Source organism: Streptosporangium sp. NPDC049046, from assembly GCF_040649155.1.
Taxonomy (GTDB): Bacteria; Actinomycetota; Actinomycetes; order Streptosporangiales; family Streptosporangiaceae; genus Streptosporangium.
Window position 1 is genome coordinate 154,304 of sequence record NZ_JBEZEZ010000007.1, and the last position, 17,364, is coordinate 171,667.

Annotated in this window: 16 protein-coding genes; 3 read left to right on the top strand and 13 right to left on the bottom strand. The window is 69.0% G+C overall.

Annotated features, from left to right (window positions below; all coding sequences use genetic code 11):
* Positions 1 to 257 precede the first annotated feature (257 nt).
* The 4 genes from hpt to dacB are packed head-to-tail and all read right to left on the bottom strand — an operon-like array spanning position 258 to position 4,376.
* Positions 258 to 815, bottom strand: coding sequence for a hypoxanthine phosphoribosyltransferase (gene hpt, locus AB0B96_RS12025; protein ID WP_350941551.1), 558 nt, complete (start codon positions 813 to 815; stop codon positions 258 to 260).
* 12 nt (positions 816 to 827) lie between these two features.
* Positions 828 to 1,841 carry a tRNA lysidine(34) synthetase TilS gene (tilS, locus tag AB0B96_RS12030; RefSeq protein WP_350941552.1) on the bottom strand — a complete coding sequence of 338 codons (1,014 nt, stop codon included), beginning with the start codon at positions 1,839 to 1,841 and terminating at the stop codon, positions 828 to 830.
* 24 nt (positions 1,842 to 1,865) lie between these two features.
* Positions 1,866 to 2,957, bottom strand: a complete 1,092-nt coding sequence (locus AB0B96_RS12035; RefSeq protein WP_362898004.1) for a zinc-dependent metalloprotease — start codon at positions 2,955 to 2,957, stop codon at positions 1,866 to 1,868.
* 51 nt (positions 2,958 to 3,008) lie between these two features.
* Entirely contained in the window at positions 3,009 to 4,376 is a 1,368-nt protein-coding gene (gene dacB / locus AB0B96_RS12040; RefSeq protein WP_362898006.1) for a D-alanyl-D-alanine carboxypeptidase/D-alanyl-D-alanine-endopeptidase, read from the bottom strand.
* Positions 4,377 to 4,498: 122 nt separating this feature from the next.
* On the opposite strand from dacB, the gene AB0B96_RS12045 reads away from it, so the two are divergent.
* Positions 4,499 to 4,996 carry an inorganic diphosphatase gene (locus AB0B96_RS12045; RefSeq protein WP_350941556.1) on the top strand — a complete coding sequence of 166 codons (498 nt, stop codon included), beginning with the start codon at positions 4,499 to 4,501 and terminating at the stop codon, positions 4,994 to 4,996.
* A 172-nt stretch (positions 4,997 to 5,168) separates the two neighbouring features.
* On the opposite strand, the gene AB0B96_RS12050 is transcribed toward AB0B96_RS12045, so the two are convergent.
* From AB0B96_RS12050 to AB0B96_RS12075, 6 genes are all read right to left on the bottom strand, one after another.
* A complete protein-coding gene (locus AB0B96_RS12050; RefSeq protein WP_362898008.1) occupies positions 5,169 to 6,458 on the bottom strand; it encodes a C40 family peptidase in 1,290 nt (429 codons plus the stop codon).
* Between the two features lie 155 nt (positions 6,459 to 6,613).
* The gene (locus AB0B96_RS12055; protein ID WP_362898010.1) at positions 6,614 to 8,470 is read right to left on the bottom strand and encodes a hypothetical protein; all 1,857 of its coding nucleotides are present in this window, start codon (positions 8,468 to 8,470) and stop codon (positions 6,614 to 6,616) included.
* A 370-nt stretch (positions 8,471 to 8,840) separates the two neighbouring features.
* Positions 8,841 to 9,653 carry a hypothetical protein gene (locus tag AB0B96_RS12060; protein WP_362898012.1) on the bottom strand — a complete coding sequence of 271 codons (813 nt, stop codon included), beginning with the start codon at positions 9,651 to 9,653 and terminating at the stop codon, positions 8,841 to 8,843.
* 64 nt (positions 9,654 to 9,717) lie between these two features.
* Positions 9,718 to 11,328, bottom strand: a complete 1,611-nt coding sequence (locus AB0B96_RS12065; RefSeq protein WP_350941564.1) for an ATP-binding cassette domain-containing protein — start codon at positions 11,326 to 11,328, stop codon at positions 9,718 to 9,720.
* Between the two features lie 190 nt (positions 11,329 to 11,518).
* Positions 11,519 to 11,959: a type II toxin-antitoxin system VapC family toxin gene (locus AB0B96_RS12070; protein ID WP_362898015.1), complete on the bottom strand. Its 441-nt coding sequence runs from the start codon at positions 11,957 to 11,959 to the stop codon at positions 11,519 to 11,521.
* Complete coding sequence (locus tag AB0B96_RS12075) at positions 11,952 to 12,164, bottom strand: hypothetical protein (protein WP_362898017.1); 213 nt, start codon at positions 12,162 to 12,164, stop codon at positions 11,952 to 11,954. Before AB0B96_RS12075 ends, AB0B96_RS12070 begins: the two co-directional genes overlap by 8 nt.
* A gap of 595 nt (positions 12,165 to 12,759) precedes the next feature.
* Between AB0B96_RS12075 and AB0B96_RS12080 the strand changes: the two genes are divergently transcribed.
* Entirely contained in the window at positions 12,760 to 14,154 is a 1,395-nt protein-coding gene (locus tag AB0B96_RS12080; protein ID WP_362898019.1) for a hypothetical protein, read from the top strand.
* A 179-nt stretch (positions 14,155 to 14,333) separates the two neighbouring features.
* On the opposite strand, the gene AB0B96_RS12085 is transcribed toward AB0B96_RS12080, so the two are convergent.
* The 3 genes from AB0B96_RS12085 to AB0B96_RS12095 form a co-directional block, all read right to left on the bottom strand.
* A complete protein-coding gene (locus AB0B96_RS12085) occupies positions 14,334 to 15,506 on the bottom strand; it encodes a hypothetical protein (RefSeq protein WP_362898021.1) in 1,173 nt (390 codons plus the stop codon).
* Complete coding sequence (locus AB0B96_RS12090; RefSeq protein WP_362898023.1) at positions 15,503 to 16,054, bottom strand: SigE family RNA polymerase sigma factor; 552 nt, start codon at positions 16,052 to 16,054, stop codon at positions 15,503 to 15,505. Before AB0B96_RS12090 ends, AB0B96_RS12085 begins: the two co-directional genes overlap by 4 nt.
* A 296-nt stretch (positions 16,055 to 16,350) precedes the next feature.
* A complete protein-coding gene (locus AB0B96_RS12095) occupies positions 16,351 to 16,800 on the bottom strand; it encodes a MarR family transcriptional regulator (protein WP_362898025.1) in 450 nt (149 codons plus the stop codon).
* Positions 16,801 to 16,883: 83 nt separating this feature from the next.
* Here AB0B96_RS12095 and AB0B96_RS12100 point away from each other — a divergent pair, with 83 nt between their 5' ends.
* On the top strand, positions 16,884 to 17,345 hold the full coding sequence (locus AB0B96_RS12100; RefSeq protein WP_362898027.1) for a MarR family transcriptional regulator: 462 nt from the start codon (positions 16,884 to 16,886) through the stop codon (positions 17,343 to 17,345).
* Positions 17,346 to 17,364 lie beyond the last annotated feature (19 nt).

The following is a 17,364-nucleotide window of genomic DNA, read 5'->3' on the forward strand; positions in this document are numbered from 1 at the left end:
CGTCCCTTCCTGACCAGAGCCTGGCAACCCCGGGCGAACCCGGGGCTCGCGGTATCCCTAACCGCTCCAACTGACTACCCAGAGACGGCGGGAGGCCACCTCTTCGGTTGTCCGAAGGTACACCGGCATGGCGTGCGGGGTCACCGCGCGGACAGACCGGCTTTGCCCTACCAACGTACGTCAGGTAGGTCCGTGTTCCCCGCCGCTATGGGCAATGTCGCGTTTGTGAATGACACACTTCGCGCAGGGCGTACTTTTCAGCCCGCTCCGTATACGTGAGGGGCGAGAGTTCCGATGAAGGGAAGGTTGCGATAGCGCTCGGCGTAGTCGAGGCCGTAACCGATCACGAACTCGTTGGGAATGTCGAAACCGATGTACTTCACGTCGATCGGCACCTTGATCGCGTCGGGCTTGCGCAGCGCGGCGCAGATCTCCACCGAGGCGGGGTTGCGCGACTTCAGGTTGTGGACCAGCCACGACAGGGTGAGACCGGAGTCGATGATGTCCTCGACAACCAGCACGTGGCGTCCCGCGATGTCGGTGTCGAGGTCCTTGAGCACCCGCACGACACCCGACGACCTGGTGCCCGCCCCGTAGGACGAGACGGCCATCCAGTCCATCTGCACGGGCAGGCGCAAGGCCCTGGCCAGGTCCGCCATCACCATGACCGCGCCCTTGAGCACGCCCACGATCAGCAGGTCCTGCCCCGCGTAGTCCTCGTCTATCCGGCTCGCGAGCTCCTTGATCTTGGCCTGGAGCTCATCCTCGGGAATGAGGACCTTCGAGAGGTCCCGGCCCATGTCAGCTGCGTCCACCTGGGATTTTCCTTACGAAACGGGGCTGGCTGGCTGTCTGGCGAGTATCAGGGTGTCATACCGGCGAACCACCCTCACCCCCCCGGGCACCTCCACGCACCGCTGCCCCCGCCACGCGGTGATCAGACGGTCGACCTGGAGGACGTGCGAGGCGGCGAGCGTGCCCGGTGGCGCTCCCGCGTCGATCGCCGCCCTGCGCAACACCCTCCGCCGCACCGCGACGGGAAGATCCTCCAGGTCCCGTACGGCCACCGTCACCGTCGCGATATCGCTAAGAGCGCAATCTTTCACGGCGACGCGGGCGTAGGACTCCCCGGCCCAGGCGTCGAGCGCGTCGGCGTCGTCGCGGCACAGGGACGCGGTCCTGGCGAGCGCCTCGGCGACACCGGGGCCGAGCTCGTCCTCCAGGGCGGGCAGCAACCGCTCCCGGACCCGGACCCGGGTGTAGCGCGGGTCGAGGTTGTGCGGGTCTCCCCACGGGGACAGGCCGAGCGCCGCGCAGGCCGCGACGGTGGTCGCGCGGCCGAGTTCCAGCAGCGGACGCCGATAGATCCCTGTCCGCGCGGGCATCCCGGCCAGCGACCGGGTGCCGCTCCCCCTGGCCAGCCCGAGCAGTACGGTCTCCGCCTGGTCGTCCCTGGTGTGCCCGAGCAGCACGGCCGCCGCCCCGAGGCGTTCCGCGGCCTCGGAAAGGGCCGCGTACCTCGCCTGCCTCGCCGCCGCCTCGGGTCCGCCCGAGGTGCCGACGGAGACGGGAAGCGCCTCGGCGAGATCGAGTCCCAGCCCTGGCGCGAGCCGCACGACGTCGCCCGCACGCTCGCCCGAGCCCTCCTGCAGGCCGTGGTCGACGCTGAGCAGACCGGCACGGAGCCCCGCGCGGGGCGCGACGAAGCCCAGCGCGGCGGCCAGGGCGAGGGAGTCGGCGCCGCCGCTGCACGCGGCCAGTACGAGAGCACCGGGCTCCAGATCGTCCAGTGCGAGCCGTACGGCGCGTCGGACGTCGGCGACGGCGGGATGCGGACCCATGCCCGCCATTGTCCGCCCTGCCGGTCAGCCGACCGCACCCCCGGCGGGGATGGCCGGAGTGCCGTTCACCCTCGCGATCCAGCGCGCGGGATTGGAGATCTCGTCCTGGGTGGGGAGCGTCTCCGGCGAGGTCCAGACCTTGTTGAAGCCGTCGATGCCCACCTGTCCCGCGACCGTGCGGACGAAGGCGGAGCCCTCGGCGTACTGCTTCATCTTGAGGTCGAGGCCGAGCAGCCTTCGGACCGTGCGGTCGAGACGGGACCCGCCCTCGCGACGGTGGTGGAACTTGGCGCGGATGTCGGCGACCGAGGGCACCACCGAGGGGCCGACCGCGTCCATCACGTAGTCGCCGTGCCCCTCGACCAGGGTCATCACCGCGGTGAGCCGGTCGAGGATCACCTTCTGCTCGGGCGTCTGGATCGCGTCGATCAGGTTGCCCTCACCGCCCCTGACGACGTCCGTGAACGTGCCGGCGGCCGAACGCAGCCGCTCGAGCAGCGCGGGCAGGTCGATGTCGGAGGCGAGCAGGAAGTCGGTCGTCTGCGATCTGACGTACTCACGCAGCCAGGGGACGCCGGTGAACTGCACCCGATGGGTCTCCTCGTGCAGGCAGACCCAGAGGCGGAAGTCACGCGGGTTGACGTTGAGTTCCTGCTCGGCGTGGACGATGTTGGGCGCGACCAGCGTGAGACGTCCCGTGGGCGCCTGGCCCGTCGGGTCGGGCGGCAGGAACAGCTCGTACTGCCCCAGGACGCGGGAGGCGAGGAAGGCCAGCACCGCGCCCACCTCGACCCCGGTGATGCGTGAACCCACGGCGCCCACGATCGCCGGCGTCTGGCTCCCCCTCGCCGCCATCCGCTCGGTGAGCGGCTCCAGCACCACCCGGAACCCGTCGATGTTGGCCTTGATCCAACCCGGCCTGTCGACGACGGTCGCGGTCTGCGGCGCGGTCTCGGTGTCGATTCGGGTGAACTCGCGGACATGCCCCTCGGCCTCGCGCGAGAGCCGCCGTAAGTCGGCGACGGCCTGCCGGGCCTCCTCTCGGCTCACTTGCGGCCCGGGGCGCACCAGGCGCGTTCCGGTCGCTACGGCAAGATCCCAGTCGATCACCTGCATACCGTCCACCGTACGTGCTCTCCCCCCGAGTCGCGCACCCGGAACCCGTGATCAACCGGCGGCGACCGCGGCGGCGAGCCTGTCGAGGGCTGCCTCCGCCTTGCCCCAGCCGGGCGGGACCTTGTCCGCCATGAAAGCGAAGGTCACCATACGTCCGCTCCGCGTGGTGGTCATGCCCGCCAGCGTGTTGACCCCGTCGAGGGTGCCCGTCTTGGCGCGGATCAGCCCGTAGGCGGAGTGGAGCTTGTCGAACCGGCGCCCAAGGGTGCCGCTGAAGCCGGCGACCGGCATACCGCTGATGATCGGGTGCAGGCCGGGATTGGCCGGGGAGGCCGCCGCCGCGACCAGCCGGGCGAGCGCCTCCGGGGCGATGCGGTTCTTCGGCGACAGCCCGCTGCCGTCGAACACCAGCACCCCCTTCGCCGCGCCGAGCCTGGTCAGCACCTTGCCGACGGCCGTGGCGCCGCCGTCGAACGAGGCCGGCTCCCCCTCCTTGATCGCCACATGCCTGGCCAGCGCCTCCGACAGGTCGTTGTCGCTGAGCGTGAGTGCCCGCTCGACCAGGGCGTAGACCGGCGCGGAGTCGACCCTCGCGATCTCCTGCGCGCCCGCCGGGGCCTTGGACCGCCTGGCGGACTTGGAGACCGTGATCCCGTACTTCGACAGCAGCGACACGAACGCGCCGTGCGCCGTACGGGAGGGGTCGGAGACCCGCCGGTCACTTCCCCGCGCGGCCCTGCCCTCGTCGACCATGAGCGCCGTGACGGGGGCGACGCTCCCCTCGGGCACGTAGCCGGGCTTCCACGTGGCGGCGGTGCGCGGCCCCGTGTAGAGGAAGTCGTCGTAGGCGACCGTCACCTTGGACACCCCGGCCTGCTTGAGCGCCCTGGCGGTGCGTGCGGCGAGGACGGCGAGCGAGGCGGGCCGGGGATAGACCGGGCTCGCCGCCGTTCTGGGACTCGCCAGGGTGGGGTCGCCGCCCCCGACGAGGATGATCGAGCCCGGCGAGGCCCCCCGCACCACGCGGGTGCTCAGCCTGGCGTCGGGTCCCAGTGAGGCCATCGACGCGACCGCGGTGACGACCTTGGTGGTGGAGGCGGGGGTGATGCCCGTGGCGGCCCCGCTGTCGAAGAGCAGGGCGCCCGTCTCCGCGTCGAGAACCGCGGCGCCGACACTTCGTCCCAGCGCGGGGTCACCCAGCGCCTCGGTCAGCCGCCCCGCCAAAGTACCCTTGGCGGGGAGAGGGCCGCTCCCCCCCGCAGCCAGCACCGGACCCGCGGTGATGACCGGGATGGGAGGCGGCTCGGCCGACACGACGACCGTCTCAGGCTCACCCGCGACCAGCACACCGCTGGCGAGCAGGTGCGCCCCGGCCGCGACGACGAAAACCTGCAGCAGGACGAGAGTGACCAAGGCCACCCACCGCTCACGCCGCATTACCGTCGCCGTCCTCTCATCATCCGTATCCAAAAGGCATAAAACGCCTACGAGACATTAACGCCCAACCGGGGGTGCCCGGGGGGTTGAGTGGAGGAAACGCGGTGGAGTTCGACGTTCTCGTTGAGATTCCCAAGGGGCAACGGAACAAGTACGAGGTGGACCACGAGTCAGGCCGCATCAGGCTCGACCGCATGCTCTTCACCTCCACGCAGTATCCCGCCGACTACGGCTTCATCGAAGACACCCTCGGCGAGGACGGTGATCCTCTCGACGCCCTGGTGCTGCTCCAGGAGCCGACCTTTCCCGGCTGCCTGATCAAGTGCCGGGCGGTCGGCATGTTCCGGATGACCGACGAGAAGGGCGGCGACGACAAGGTCCTGTGCGTCCCCGCCACCGACCCCCGGATGGAACACATTCGCGACATCCACCACGTTCCCGAGTTCGACCGCCTGGAGATCCAGCACTTCTTCGAGGTCTACAAGGACCTGGAGCCCGGCAAGTCGGTCGAGGGCGCCAACTGGGTCGGCAGGGTGGAGGCGGAAGAGGAGATCGTCCGCTCCATCAAGCGCGCCAAGGACGACACCCACGGAAAGCACTGATCCTTGACCGGATTATTACCCGGTCCTCAGCCCGCTCCCCAACCGTTCGCCCCCTGACCGATCATCCTCTGACCGACTCACACTCCCCGACGGTTCGCCCCCCGAACAGTCACTCCCCGACCGGTCGCCCTCCGACCGGTCACCGCTCAGCCGGTCGTCCTCTGGCCGGTCGTCACGTGGGACGGGTCGCGCCGACAAGATCGCTACGCCACATCGGCGCGACCCTCACCACGTCCCCCGTCTGCGGGGCGTGCACCATCAGCCCTCGGCCGACGTAGATCCCCACATGGTGGATGTCTCCGGGATCGCCGGTGATCTGCCCGTAGAAGAGCAGATCACCTCGCTGGAGCTCACTGAGCCGCACGTGCGGGCCCGCGGTCCACTGGGTGCCGGTCCAGTGGTCCAGGGCGACCCCCACCCGCTCCCAGGCCCGCATGGTCAGCCCCGAGCAGTCGTAGGCGGACGGCCCGGCCGCCGCCCACACGTACGGCTTGTCGAGCTGGGTGAGCGCCCAGTCGGCGGCGATGTCGCCCCTGGCGGAACCGGCCGTCACATTGAGCGCCCAGCGCGAAGCGGCCTCTCCAGAGGCCACCGCCATCCGCGCCGCCTCCCGGCGCACCGCGGCGGCCTGTTGTCGAGCGCGCTCGGCGCTCTCCCTCGCGATCCTGGCCTGCTCCAGGGCCGCCTCGCGCCTCCTGGCGAGCAGGTCGGCGGCGTCGCGCGCCTCGTCGGCCAGCTTCTCCAGCCGAGCCTGCTCCTCCTTGATCCGCCGGGTCTCCTCGACCTGCTCGGCGACGGCCTCCTCGGCGGCGAGCTTCGCCTCCTCCGCCCTCGCCTGCGCCTCCTGTCGCTCGGTGTAGGCGTCGTCCGCCTGCGCCTTCAGGATCGCGAAGACCTCCTGGGCGTCCCGCAGCTGCTTGAGCGTCTCCGCCTGCCCTCCGCCCATGTGGGCCAGGATGCTGGCCCGGCGCAGATAGCCGTCGTCCATGGGGCCGCCGCTGTCGGTCATCATCGCCATCATCGGCTGGGTGATGTCCAGACCGCCGTAGCTCTGAGCGGTGATCGCGGCCACCGCCTCACGGGCCTCCCCGACCTCCACGCCCGCCGTCCTCGCCCGCTCCGCCGCCTGCTCCGCGAGCTCCTTGGCGCGAGCCGTCTTGACCAGCTCCCCGTTGTACGACTCGACGAGGCGCTCCGCCTCGGCGACCAGCTCCTCAAGCCTGGCCTGCGCCTCGGCTACCTGGACCGTGGTCGCGCCGAGCCTCTCACCGCGCTCGCGGGCGACGGCCCGCGCTTCGGCGACCTCACCCGCCGACGGAGCCGGTACGCCGCCCCGTACGGCGTCGTCGGCCGGTCCCGGCCGGCCGGGAACAGCGCCGGCGGGGAGCCCCGGCCCGGCGATCAGGCAACAGGCGAGGCCCGCCACCGCGGCGGCATGACGGCGCCGTCTGACTGAATGCATGCGTCTCCCCCCGGAGTCCCCCTTGTCACCGCCTCTTCGCGGTCCGGCCACGTGTCGCGGTCTTGTCCGCGCGACGCGGCGCGACGCGACGCGTCACCGCGCGCCAGGCGGCCTACCTCAGCATTCCCGTTCGTCACTCTGCACACACATGTCACTTACTCACCGTAGTCATCGCCCGCCACACTATCCTCGCCGACAGGGGTCTGCCCGCGATCCGCGCTGGTCGAGATCCGTTCCGGACCCGCCCCCTCCCCGGTCCGTCCAGGACCGGTGGACGCGGGCCGGAAATCGTCAGAGGCCTGCCCCCGGCCGGACGTCAGGTGGTCGGGGTTGGCACGCGAACGTCGCGGGTGGGTGAACGTGGCTCGCGAAGGTCCGGGCTCGGCACGCGGAGGTCTCGCGTCGGCTCGCGGGGGCCTCAAGTCGGTCCGCCGAGGTGTCGGGGCCATGCGCGGAGGCCGGTGCTCTCCCCTCGGGCCTGTCACGTCGCCCGGTGGCCTTGGATCCGCCCGCGGAGGTGCCGAGTCCTCCCGAGGAGAGCCTGGTGCCGTCCACGGGGGCGCCGGGGTCGCCGGCCGATGAGGAGTCCGGCAGCGGCGGGAGGAGTGTCCATGGTGATCACGGGATGGGTGGTGCCTGTCCGGCGCGCCGATCCCGGAGGCCCCCGGCGGCACCGGCGACGGGGGCGGCACCAGGCTCTCCTCGGGAGCGGCCGGACGGTCGGCCGCTCCATCACCCGGCGACCCGTCATCGGATGCCCCTTCGTCGGCAGGCCCTTCGCCGGACGACCCGTCACCGACCGGACCGGGTGGCCCTTCGCCCGGAGGTTCGTCACCCGGCTGCCGAGACCGGCTCTCCCCCCGGTGACCGACCGGGCCCGGCACTCCCGGCCGCCGGTCGCTCCGCAGGTCGGGTCCGGTGGCACTGACCGGCTCCGTCACCCCGAGCGAACCGATCCGCTCGACGGCCGCCCCCTCCCCGACGGGTTCCGACGTCACGGGCGCGCCCTCTCGCCGGGATTCTCCTGGTCTCCAGGAGTCCGAAGGCTCCACCACCGCCGGGAACGCGTCCGAGGCGGCATCGGAACCCGTGCCCTGCGACCCGATCCCCGCCTGGACCAGGACCAGGGCCAGCGCCGTCACCGCGGCGACCGCGGCCGCCGCGCCGGCGAGCGCGTAGGGCCTGCGACGGCTCCCGCGAATCCTGCCGACGGGGAACCCGGCACCGTCGAGAGGACCGGCTCGATCGGCGACGTCGCGCCGGTAGGAGACCCGCTCGGGGTCGGTGAAGTGACTCATCACCCACGCGCGCAGCGTGGGCGGCAACGCGGCGAGGGGGAGCAGGTCGTAGACCTTCGCCGCGGAGACCTGCCTGACCCGGTGCGGGGCGCAGGTGTCGCAGCGGTTCACGTGGCGGATGACCCGCTCACGCGCCTCCGGTGTGAGCTCGCCGCCGAGGCCGGTCAGCATGCGGGCCCGGCTCGCGCAGTCGTAGGGCCCCTTTCGGACGAGGACCTCCGTGGTGACGACGTCGCGCAGGCGCTCCCTCGCCGACTCGTACAGCGCGCCCGCGGCCTTGGGGGTGACGCCCAGCACCGCGGCGAGGTCGATGGGGCCGAAGCCGTGGCGGCAGCTCAGGTCGAGGATCTCCCGGTCGTCGGGCGACAGGCTCCGCGTGGCGTTCCAGGCCATCACCCGCAGGTCCGCGTCGTCTCCGGCGGCGACCGCCGGAGCGGGGTCCTGCGGGCCGCTCCCCTCGTCGGGATCACGCCGTACGCACTCCCCCCGAGCGAGTGCGTACAGCCACGCCTCCAGCCGACGGGCGTCGGTGAGCGCGTGAATATGGGCCTCGGCGGCGATGAGGGTGTCGAGGAGCGCCGACTCGGCGGCGCCGGAGGTGGCGAGCATCGAACGGCAGTATCGGTAGATGCTTTCCGCGTATGAGTCGTAGAGATCGGCGAGGGCTCCGGGACTCCTCGCGCACAGCGCTGCGACCAGGGCACCGTCAGTCATGTAATCGAAGGTAAGCGCTGAGTAACCACGAGTGCAGCACTTCACGGACGGCAACTTCGATTGTCTTTGAAATGTCATCGAATCAAGTAAGAATCTGACGTGAATGACAATTATAAATACCAGAGAATGACCATATAGCCCGAATTGAGCGTGCATATCGGAGCACTGTGGAAGGTCTCCCGACCGCGGGCGTCCGGCCCCGCGGCCAAGGACGGACGACCACGGGCGGACGGCCGGAACGTCCAACGATCACGGGCGAACGATGACCAATCTCCCGCGACCACGGACGGACGACCACGGGCGGACGGTGCCGAACACCCGGCTGATCACGGACGAGCGACCACGGGCCGTCAGGGCGTTCGGCGATCACTCACGGGTGGCCGGCACCCGCGAGGGGCGCCTGCCTGCCCCGGTCCTTGGCGAACGGGGGCATCTTCGGCTTGACCGTGTTCAGCGGCAGGGAACCGCCGAGGGCGAGCTGCTCGAAGGGACGGCTGCTCGATCCCCAGGTGCGTGCGCTCACCTCGGCGGAGGCGATGTCGCGGGTGTTCTGGACACTCTTGATCTGCATGATGAACCGGCGCTTCTGCCCCGCCTGGACGTTGTCCACGAACGTGCTCCCGCCGCCGAGCAGCTTGCCCCGCTTGTCGCGCAGGAGCGCGGTGACGGCCAGGCTGCGGGCCGGTATCACGTACGGGGTGCCGACGTAGCCGGTGACGAGGTAGTCGCCGTCGGCGGTGCGGTCGGTCAGCACCTCGCGGATCGGGAAGGGCTGGAACGCCGAGACGATCCGGCCCGCCTGGTGCCAGTGCGCCGGACGGTACGTGATGCTCACGGTGGCCGGTTTGTCCTGGGTCACCGCCTGGCCGGTGAAGGGGAGCGTCCCCGCGGGGGGTACGGCGTCCAGCGGCTGTTCGAGCCGGACGACCTCCTTGCCCTGGGAGTTCTTGGCCACCACGGTGGCCACGACGTGCTCGCCGAAGTGCCACGGGTTGGTGTTGGCCAGCACTCCTGCCCAATTCACCACATACCCATCGTCACCCTTGACGATGGAGGAGGCCTGCTCCCTGACCGCGAGCGGTTGGAGCGCGGCGGCCTGCTTCGTCTGCTCGTCTTCGGTGCATCCGGCGCATCCGATGAGGAGGAGGGCGAGGGCGCCGACGATTCGGGTGCTGTGCGTCACCTAGCCGTGATAACCGGCCCGCGGTCCCCGGCCCACCTGGACACGCCGGAAACGGCCGGAGTCTTTACCTCTGCCGGACCACTCTGGCCTCGTCCCATACCGGTTCGGATGATTCGTAGACCTTTCCGTCGGCGCCGAAGACCAGGTACCGGTCGAAGTCATCGGCGAACCAGCGGTCGTGGGTGACGGCGACCACGGTCCCGTCGAAGGCGTCCAGCCCTTCCTGAAGAGCCTCGGCGCTGGCCAGATCGAGGTTGTCGGTCGGCTCGTCCAGCAGCAGCAGGGTGGTGCCCGACAGTTCGAGCAGCAGGATCTGCAGCCTTGCCTGCTGGCCGCCGGAGAGCGTCTCGAAGCGCTGCTCGGCGATGGTCCCGGCCAGCTCGTAACGGGACAGCACCTTCATCGCCTCGTTCTTGAGCCGGGCGTGCTCGGTCATGACGATCTCGCAGGGCGTCCGGCCGATGAGCTCGGGGCGTGCGTGCGTCTGGGCGAAATGGCCGGGGACGACCCGTGCGCCGAGCCTGGCCACACCGGTGTGCCTGACCTCCTCCCCGGCGATCAGACGCAGGAAGTGCGACTTGCCCGAGCCGTTGGAACCCAGCACCGCGACCCGCTCGCCGTACCAGATCTCCAGGTCGAACGGCTTCATCAGGCCGGTGAGCTCCAGCTTCTCGCAGATCACCGCCCGCTTCGCGGTCCGGCCGCCCTTGAGCCGCATGCTGATGAACTGCTCCTTGGGCGCCGCCTCCGGCGGCCCGGCCTCCTCGAACCTGCGCAGCCTCGTCTGGGCCGAGTGGTACGCGGCGGCCATGGTGTCCATGTACTTGGCCTTCTGCTTCAGCATGAGGACCAGACGCTTGATCTTGGCGTGCTCCTCGTCCCAGCGCTTCTTCAGCTCGTCGAGGCGCTCGTTGCGCTCCCTGCGCGCCTGGGCGTACGTGCGAAACCCTCCGCCGTGCACCCAGATGTTGCCGGACTCGACGGTGATGATCCGGTCGGCCGCGTTGGCCAGGAGCTCCCTGTCGTGGCTGACCAGCAACACCGTCTTGGCCGTCTCGCGCAGCGCCCGCTCCAGCCAGAGCTTGCCCGGCACGTCCAGGTAGTTGTCCGGCTCGTCGAGCAGCAGCGTCTGGTCGGGTCCTCGCAGCAGCGCCTCCAGCACCAGCCGCTTCTGCTCACCGCCCGACAGCGTGTTGACCTCGCGATACTTGCAGTCGTCGTACGGCATGCCGAGGGCGGCCATCGTGCAGGTGTCCCAGAGCACCTCGATGTCGTAGCCGCCCGCGTCGGTGTAGTCGGTGATGGCCTGCGCGTAGCGCATCTGCGCCTTCTCGTCCTCGCGCTCCATCATCACGAGCTCGGCGGCCTCAAGCTGCTCGGCCGCCTGCCGCACCCGCTGCGGGGCGACGCTGACCAGCAGGTCGTGCACGGACCTGCCGTCGCGGATGCTGCCGATGAACTGCCGCATGATGCCCAGGCCACCGGAACTGGCGACGCTCCCGTCGACCGGCTGCAGGTCGCCCGCGATCAGCCGCATCAGCGTCGTCTTGCCCGCCCCGTTGGGTCCGACGAGCGCCGCCTTGACCCCCTCGCCGACCCGGAAGGACACGTCGTCCAGCAACGGCCGCCCATCCGGCAGAACGTATGTCAGATGCCCGACCTCAACGTGCCCCACGACGATTTCCTTTCAAAAGGTCCTCGCGCAGGGTACCCGCGAACCGGTCCGGTGGACATTCCGATTTCCACCGGACCGGCATCGCCCGTTCGTACCGAGCCTCACAGACGATGAGGTGCGGGAAACTCCCGACGGTTCTCTCGCTTCGGCTCCTGGCGGCCATGATCGGCCTCGATGACCACGGACGAGGTCAGACCTCTCTCATACCTTTGAGCAGTTCGGTCTTCACCACGCCCTCGACCGCGTGACAGAGCTTGGCGTCCGTCGTGAGCAGAGGGACTCCACGATCAAGCGCCAGCTGAGCGAAGACGGCGTCGTACATGCGCAGTGTCAGCCGTACGGCTAGGCCGGCAGCCCGTTCCAGGTGGTCGGCACCGATCGGGTGCACCATCACACCGAGATCGTCGATGACACGCACGGCCGCTGCGAACTCCTCCGCCGTCAGGCGACCCGCCAGAAGTCCCTTCTTCCGCAGCACTCCGGCCACCTCGATCCGGGCGAAGTCCGCTGTCTCCAGTCCGACGAGATCGTCCAGGAATGCCTCCTGGACTTCGCGGGCGTGCTCGAATCCTGGCTGATCGACGAACCAGCGAAGGAAGACACCGGTGTCGACGATGTAGGCATCAGCCACGCGGCTCGTCCCGGAGCCGGTCCAACTCCTCGTCCACCCCGGTCACCCCGCGCATCCGGTCACGGATGGCTTCCAGAGCCACCGCGGCCTTCTCCCTCCGACGGGAGGACGACACGTTCTCCCTGACGAGCGCGAGCACCGGCAACACCCGGTTCTCCGGCAACTCGTCCACCAGCAGGTGGAGTTCCTCACGCATCGCGCTCATAACCGCAGTGTACGGCCCTGTTCTGGCCGAACACAGGATTACCGGCAGCTCTATGTCTTCCAGCAGGGGTCATAACGTACAGGTGGGCTCCCCGGACGAGGACGAACTGTACGACGCGGCACGAGCGGCGGAACACCTCCTCGGCCGCGAGGTGAACATCAGCCGGATCTCCCCGGCGTCGTGGAACGCCGACCAGGGCGATCCGTTCGTGACGTCCCTGCGGAGCAAGCCCCTCCACCCCCTGATTCGGAACCGGAGAACATCGTGAGATGGATGCAAGGACGCGACCGGATCGACGCGATGCCGGCCGGTTGCCGGTCCGTCGACTCCGTCATATGGTACAAAATTCACAAATCATCCTTTTTCTTGACATGAGTAATTAAATCCATTTAAGGTGCTTTGTCGGGATTTTTGTCAGAAAAAGATGATCAACCGAAACCGTTATCGGTATTGCACTTTCGGTTACGGCCCCTCCGATACCAGGGCAAGACTGCACGTTTATTCATAAGTCTGAAAATGTTTGCAATGAGGTATTTGTTTCGTCCGTGGCGCTGATTACTCTCCCGATCATGGGTTCTCAACGGGAGGAGCACCTTTGTCACTGAAACTGCGTCGCATCATGTCGGCGATCGCCGCGGGGGGACTCGTCGTTCTGACAATGGCGAGTCCGGTGGCCGCATTCGCGCCGCCGTACATCAACGAACCCACCGGTCCGTACACACTGCCGGTGGACGCCAACGTGCCCAAGCGTGGCTGCACCACAACGCTGTCCGACCCCAAGGACGCGAGCGGGAGCACCCCGGCCATCCAGGTGATCTACGCCTGGCACGACGGCGGAGGGAACAACTACGAGACCCACGTCGAGCAGATCGCCAAGCTGGTCGACCGGATGGACCTGGAACTGGACGAGTCCACCGACTACGACCAGCACCTGAAACTGAGCTGCCGCACCGGCTACGACACCAGCACCTACTCCGGTTACGCCCGCGCGCTGGTGATACCGGAGAAGATCGAGGCCGGCGTGATCGGCGGCGAGACCTCGGTGGACAAGATCACCGATGATCTCGGCGCGGCGGGATACGACAACGCCAACCGCAAGTACGTGGTGTTCGAGGACTTCAACGGGACCGCGACCGCCTGGTGCACGACGACGTGCGCGGCGACCGCCGACGAATGGTCCAGCGCCACCATGCTGCACGAACTGATCCACCTCGGCGCGGACAGTTTCTACGTGGACCATCCCAAGGTCACCGAGACCATCGACTACCTCAGCTATCCCGACATCATGTCCAGCCAGGTCTACGACTGGCAGCTGGACCATGACTTCAACAACTACTACGACCCGAGCGAGACCACGGCGACCTTCTACACCGGCAACGAGGCCGGTGACACCCGCAAGGTGAACGTCGCGGCCTGGCCCTACTTCACCACCCCCACCTGCTGCGACATCGGCTACAGCAACGACCTGCTGACCGCGCAGGAACGCACCGTCGAAGCCGACGCGCCGTACTCCACCCCGACCGGGTTCAGTGTCTCGGGCGGCGGCTGGATCCAGGTGACCCCGCCCGGCCCGACGTCACAGATCTCGGCCAAGCACTACGACGGCCGCCGGTCGCTCACCATGAACGTGCAGTCGCACGCCGACGGCGTCGTATCGGTCACCCGCAAACCCGCGGTGACCGCCGGCCAGACCTACAAGTTCTTCGCCAAGATGACCACCGCCACCTCCGGCAACGTGAAACTGCGCCTGTCGTGGTACAACTCGTCCAACACCCTGATCTCCAGCAGTGACGGTCCGAGCACCGCGCTGACCAGCACCTGGACGGAATACCGGCACAGGGCGACCGCCCCGACCGGAGCGGCCAGCGTCCAGATCTCGGTGGTCAGCCCCGCCGGCCAGACCTTCGCCTACCAGCTCGACGCCCTCCAGCTCAACCACTGCAACAACGGCAAGACCACCGACGGCTGCCGCCTGGACAGCTGGCAGTGACCTCCAGGTGACGAATCGACCCAGCGCCTCCCGGCGGTGACCCGGTACACCGGAGCCCGCCGGGAGGCGCTGGGTCGCCCCTTGTCGCGGCCAACGAAATTTCTCCGTCACCCGGTTCTCAGCCGCCCCCTCCAGGTGGGTCCGCGTGGTTCGCGATCATGGGTTGGGACGGGCCGTCGCTACCAGGCCGCCGACATCTCCTGCGGGGCCCCGAGGGAGTCCAGGGGCTCCTGACGAACGAGGACGGTCACCTGTCCGTTCTCGTCCAGCCTGCTCAGCGGGTAGAAGTTTCCCGTGAAGAGCAGGTGGCGTCCGGTGGCGTCGTACTGGAACAGCTTCCACCGGGGAATGCTCCTGCCGGCGTGTTCCGCGCCGAACAGCGTGCGGATCTTCCGGCCGTCCACGACGGAGTACTCCTCGATCGTGTAGCGGTGCGGTCCCCGGCCGTCGGACAGATGCCTGCGGCCGACCAGCATCCTGTGACCGTCCGGGCTGATCGTCGCGGCATCCGGGGCGTCCACCCCCTGAAACACCGTCCGACCGGCTTTGAGCGTGTCACCGGCGGCGGCCGTGTCAAGGACCCGGGCCTGCGACATGGTCACGAAGCCCAGCGTGCGGCGGTCGGCCGCCCACGACAGGCTCCAAAGGTCGCCGGTGGCGTTCGTCGTCCAGGTACGTGTCTTCCCGGTGGGCAGATCGACGACCGTGAGCCGTGCTCCGGGGCAGAAGCGCAGCGTCGCGTCCTTGCCGCACACCTCACCGTCGACGCTGTAGGCCAGTCGGGTGCCGTCGTCGGTGACAGCGAGAGAGGACGCGGCCGTACCGGTCACCGGGGAGATCACGTCGCGTGCCAACTCCGTGACCTTTCCCCGCTCGTCGATCCGTATCCGGTGGAACCACGTGGTGCCCACCGCCGTCTGACGGGACAGCACACTCTGGGCGACGTAGAACGTTCTGCCCTCTCCGGTTCCGGCGAGCAGATATCCGCCGCGCACACCCCGGGTGCTCCCTTCCGGGGACCGGGGCATCACAACCCGGTCGGTGACCTTACCGCTGTGGGCGTCGCGGACCGTCAACCCGTCGTTCCCCGCGACCAGGAGGAAGGCGGGGCCGGGCGGAGCTTCCGTCACGGGTTGTACCGCCCCCGAACCGCGCAACCCGGCCCCGACGGCGACGCTCACCACCACGACCGCCAGTGCGGCCAGCAGCGGAGCCATACGGAGGGAACCACGAAGGCGACGAGCGGCCCTCGGTCGTAGCACCTGGTCGGCGGGTCGCAGAGTCTCGGCGCCCACCAGTTCGGCACCGGCGGCGAAGGCGTCACGGAGCCGGTCTTCGGTCTGCGGGGTCATCGGTCCTCCTCCAGTTTCGCGGCGAGCGTCCTGAGGGCTCGGGACGTGGACGACTTCACCGTTCCGCGGCTGACCCCCATCACCTCGGCGATCTCCCCCTCCGACAGGTCGAGGTAGTAGCGCAGCACCACCGCCTCACGCTGACGGCGCGGCAGTGCTCGAACGGCGAGGAACACCTCTCGCCTGGTCTCCCCGAGCAACACCTCGGCCTCCGCGGACCAGAACGGCGCTTTCCGGTCACCACCAAAACGCCGAGTGATCACTCGGCGCCGGTGGACCATGCGGCACCCGTTGAGCACCGCCGTCCGCAGATAGGGGAGCATCTGGTCGTGGTCGGTCAACCGGCTCCACCGGCGGTGAATCGCCGCGAAGGCGTCCTGCACGACATCCTCGGCCGTCTCCCGGTCCCCCACCAGCAGAAAGGCGAAGCGGACGAGGCCGAGACGGTGGGTCATGAACAAATCGGTGACGACGGCGTCGGCCGGAGCGGTCGCCGCGTGAGGCTCCGGCGGCGGTTTCTCCACGACACTCCTGATCTCAGACTGCATGCCTGCTCCATGCGTATCCCGTCGATCAGGTTGCCTCGGGACGGCGGATTGGTCCCCTTCTCAGTGAAGTGAGGTGGATGTGCGCCTCTCCCCGCAGCATGGCGTGGGGGCCCAACCGACATGTGACGAGAACAAAAACCGACAGTTCGCGAGTCGATCACCGACATTCGACGGGAAGAAAAACCGGCACACCGCGGATCCGCAACCGACATTCGAGAAGACACTCGGCCCCTTCCCGCGCCGTCGCGCGGTCAGCGCGGTCAGCGCGGTCAGCGCGGTCAGCGCGGTCAGCGCGGTCAGCCTTCCCTGTGGCGTCGGCCCAGTTCCGCGACGAAGGCCGTGAGCAGGCGGGCGAACTCCTTCCTTTCCCACTCGGACCAGTCACGCATCGCCGCGTCGAAGATCTCGCGGCGGAAGCGATGGACCCGCTCGGCGTGCCCGACACCCAGTTCGGTGAGTTCCAACGTGCTGCGGCGGCCGTCGGCCGGGTCGGCCACCCTGCGAACCAGCCCCGCCTCGACGGCCCTGGCCACCAGGCGGCTGGCACGGGGCTGGTCGACGCCCATCCGGCCCGCGACGGAGGTCACCGTCGCGGCCTCCGTTTCCTCCTCCACGACGTCGATCACCCCGAAGAGCGCGGGGTCGAGCTCGACGTCACCCGCGAGGCGCTGGAGGGCTCGGCGGGTCTGGCTGCGCCGGATCGCCACCATCGCCCGTTCGACGGCGACCACCTGAGGGTCTTCCATCTCTCGATGATACATGCATTAATACATATTATTGTCAAAGAACATGTATTTACCGAAGATCGATAAGCAGGGAAGGCGGCACCGTGAACACCTCCCGGATCACCGGCCAGAGGCGTCCCATCGGCTACTGGATCAAGCACCTCCACGGCCTCGTCGAGAGTTCTCTCGACGACCTCCTCGCCGACCAGGGGCTGACCCGCCGCCACTGGCAGGTGCTGAACGTCGTCGCCGTCGACTCCCCCACCCTCGCCGGTCTCGACACCGCCCTCGCCCCCTTCCTCGACGACCGGTTCCCCTCCCTGCGCCCGTTCGTGGACGATCTGTGCGAGCGGGGCTGGCTGGAAGGAGCGGAGCGGCTCTCCCTCACCGCCGCCGGGATCCGGGCGCACGAGGAGTTGCGACGGCGGGTGGACACCGACCGCGCCCGCCTCACCGAGGGAATCAGCGCCGAGGAGTATCTGGCCACGATCGACGTCCTGACGCGGATGTCGGCCAACCTGACCAAGCCCGGCGAGACCCGCGACCGACCTTCAGGCCCCGCCTGACCTGGCCCCAGAGGACCCG

Coding starts and splice junctions, on each gene's coding strand:
- AB0B96_RS12050 (WP_362898008.1), bottom strand. CDS start 6,458: ATGCATTCAGTCAGACGGCGCCGTCATGCCGCCGCGGTGGCGGGCCTC.
- AB0B96_RS12085 (WP_362898021.1), bottom strand. CDS start 15,506: ATGACCCCGCAGACCGAAGACCGGCTCCGTGACGCCTTCGCCGCCGGT.
- AB0B96_RS12035 (WP_362898004.1), bottom strand. CDS start 2,957: ATGCAGGTGATCGACTGGGATCTTGCCGTAGCGACCGGAACGCGCCTG.
- tilS (WP_350941552.1), bottom strand. CDS start 1,841: ATGGGTCCGCATCCCGCCGTCGCCGACGTCCGACGCGCCGTACGGCTC.
- AB0B96_RS12055 (WP_362898010.1), bottom strand. CDS start 8,470: ATGACTGACGGTGCCCTGGTCGCAGCGCTGTGCGCGAGGAGTCCCGGA.
- AB0B96_RS12090 (WP_362898023.1), bottom strand. CDS start 16,054: ATGCAGTCTGAGATCAGGAGTGTCGTGGAGAAACCGCCGCCGGAGCCT.
- AB0B96_RS12095 (WP_362898025.1), bottom strand. CDS start 16,800: ATGGAAGACCCTCAGGTGGTCGCCGTCGAACGGGCGATGGTGGCGATC.
- AB0B96_RS12075 (WP_362898017.1), bottom strand. CDS start 12,164: ATGAGCGCGATGCGTGAGGAACTCCACCTGCTGGTGGACGAGTTGCCG.